The sequence below is a fragment of the Synechococcus sp. OH20 genome, assembly GCF_047502685.1.
Classification (GTDB): Bacteria; Cyanobacteriota; Cyanobacteriia; order Thermostichales; family Thermostichaceae; genus Thermostichus.
This window is the reverse complement of record NZ_JANSIQ010000024.1, coordinates 2,501-5,269: the sequence shown is the minus strand read 5'-3', so window position 1 is coordinate 5,269 and position 2,769 is coordinate 2,501. Positions and strand designations below refer to the sequence as shown.

The window sequence follows — 2,769 nt, the reverse complement described above, 5'->3', positions numbered from 1 at the left end:
TCTCCGCCGAAAAAACTTTGAGTTATCTCTTGACGGGATGAGTTTATGGGGGTTAGGGTAGTAAAGCGCTGATGAGGCCACCCAGCCCCGGCGCCCCAGAACCTTGACAAGCTGTTTGGTCAACCATCGCCAAGCAAACGGCAAAGCAACTGCTTTGCTTGCATTCAACCCTGTCAGATTTTAATTTGTGAAGTCGCCTGGTTTCTTGAGAGAGGGACTTAGGCGAGCAAGCCACCGAGACAAGCTCTTGCGCTAAGACGGAGAGTTTGATCCTGGCTCAGGATGAACGCTGGCGGTATGCTTAACACATGCAAGTCGGACGGACACCTTCGGGTGTTAGTGGCGGACGGGTGAGTAACACGTAGGAATCTACCCTTAGGCGGGGGACAACAGCTGGAAACGGCTGCTAATACCCCATACAGGCGCAAGCTGAAAGGAGCGATCCACCTAAGGATGAGCCTGCGTCGGATTAGCTAGTTGGTAGGGTAACGGCCTACCAAGGCGACGATCCGTAGCGGGTCTGAGAGGATGGCCCGCCACACTGGGACTGAGACACGGCCCAGACTCCTACGGGAGGCAGCAGTGGGGAATTTTCCGCAATGGGCGCAAGCCTGACGGAGCAATACCGCGTGAGGGAGGAAGGCCCTTGGGTTGTAAACCTCTTTTCTGGGGGACGAAGATTGACGGTACCCCAGGAATAAGCCTCGGCTAACTCCGTGCCAGCAGCCGCGGTAAGACGGAGGAGGCAAGCGTTATCCGGAATTATTGGGCGTAAAGGGTACGTAGGCGGCTGGCCAAGTCTGGGGTTAAAGGCCACAGCTCAACTGTGGAAAGGCCCTGGAAACTGGCCGGCTAGAGTGAGGTAGGGGTTGCGGGAATTCCCGGTGTAGCGGTGAAATGCGTAGAGATCGGGAAGAACACCTGAGGCGGAAGCGCGCAACTGGGCCTCAACTGACGCTGAGGTACGAAAGCTAGGGGAGCGAATGGGATTAGATACCCCAGTAGTCCTAGCCGTAAACGATGGACACTAGACGTTGGCCGTATCAACCCGGTCAGTGTCGGAGCTAACGCGTTAAGTGTCCCGCCTGGGGAGTACGCACGCAAGTGTGAAACTCAAAGGAATTGACGGGGGCCCGCACAAGCGGTGGAGCATGTGGTTTAATTCGATGCAACGCGAAGAACCTTACCAGGGCTTGACATGCCGCGAACCCTGCGGAAACGTGGGGGTGCCTACGGGAGCGCGGACACAGGTGGTGCATGGCTGTCGTCAGCTCGTGTCGTGAGATGTTGGGTTAAGTCCCGCAACGAGCGCAACCCTTGTTCCTAGTTGCCAGCATTGAGTTGGGCACTCTAGGGAGACTGCCGGTGACAAACCGGAGGAAGGTGAGGATGACGTCAAGTCAGCATGCCCCTTACGCTCTGGGCTACACACGTGCTACAATGGCGCGGACAGAGGGCAGCGAACGCGCGAGCGGGAGCCAATCCCAAAAACCGCGTCTCAGTTCAGATCGCAGGCTGCAACTCGCCTGCGTGAAGGCGGAATCGCTAGTAATCGCAGATCAGCATGCTGCGGTGAATACGTTCCCGGGCCTTGTACACACCGCCCGTCACACCATGGGAGCTGGCCATGCCCGAAGTCGGAGCACCCGCCGAAGGCAGGGCTGGTGACTGGGGTGAAGTCGTAACAAGGTAGCCGTACCGGAAGGTGCGGCTGGATCACCTCCTTTTAGGGAGACCTACTGGGGACGGAGCCGAAAGCACTCAAGACGAGTAGGCAGTCCAAGTGTTATCCCAGGTTGGTCGGGGTTGAGGCGAGGGTTGACCACGGTTCTGGTGGGGCGGGCTATTAGCTCAGGTGGTTAGAGCGCACCCCTGATAAGGGTGAGGTCCCTGGTTCGAGTCCAGGATGGCCCACTGTCACCCCAGCAAGGCCCCAGCAGTCTGAGGATGACGGTTGAGGTGAGGCGACGGGAGCGGGAGTGGGTTGCCCTGGATTGGGGGTATAGCTCAGTAGGTAGAGCGCTGCCTTTGCACGGCAGAAGCCAGCGGTTCGAGTCCGCTTACCTCCACCATTTGAGGGCTGCCCTTGAGGGGAAGAAGAGGTGAACAATCGGGCTAAAGGGTTGAGCGTGGGCTCAGGTCTTTAGCCGGGTTGAACCGGCCAGCACTTTGAAAACTGCATAGCAAGAGAGCGTCATGCTTCCGAAAGTGGAAGCATGAAGCAGGTAGAACACCGATGTTTGTGGTTGTGGTCAAGTCAGTTAAGGGCGCACGGTGGATACCTAGGCACGCAGAGGCGAGGAAGGGCGTGTTACCGACGAAACGCTGCGGGGAGCTGGACAAAGGCGGTGATCCGCAGATGCCCGAATGGGGCAACCCGGCAAGGTGCAAGCCTTGTCACTCTTGGCTGAATCCATAGGCCAAGGGGGCGAACGCGGCGAACTGAAACATCTTAGTAGCCGTAGGAAAAGAAAACAAATGTGATTTCCTCAGTAGCGGCGAGCGAACGGGAAAGAGCCTAAACCGTCCAGCTACGGCTGGGCGGGGTTGTGGGACGACCAAAAGGTAGCCGGAAGGCTAGGCGAAGCAGCTGGAATGCTGCACCAAAGAAGGTGAAAGTCCTGTAGCCGAAAGCCGGAAGGCGCCGGTCGCATCCCGAGTAGCATGGGGCAGGTGAAATCCCGTGTGAATCGGCGAGAACCATCTCGTAAGGCTAAATACTCCTGCGTGACCGATAGTGAACCAGTACCGTGAGGGAAAGGTGAAAAG

The 2,769-nt window shown here is 57.6% G+C and carries 2 tRNA genes and 2 rRNA genes (1 of these 4 running past the window's edge); all 4 read left to right on the top strand.

Annotation, left to right across the window (positions count from 1 at the left end):
• Positions 1–254: 254 nt before the first annotated feature.
• A 16S ribosomal RNA gene (locus NW826_RS05770) occupies positions 255–1,727 on the top strand.
• 113 nt (positions 1,728–1,840) lie between these two features.
• Positions 1,841–1,914: transfer RNA gene (locus tag NW826_RS05765), tRNA-Ile, on the top strand.
• A gap of 82 nt (positions 1,915–1,996) precedes the next feature.
• Positions 1,997–2,072 (top strand) — tRNA-Ala (locus NW826_RS05760).
• A gap of 178 nt (positions 2,073–2,250) precedes the next feature.
• A 23S ribosomal RNA gene (locus NW826_RS05755) occupies positions 2,251–2,769 on the top strand (it continues 2,290 nt past the right edge of the window).
• Together the 16S and 23S rRNA genes with 2 tRNA genes alongside form the textbook arrangement of a ribosomal RNA operon.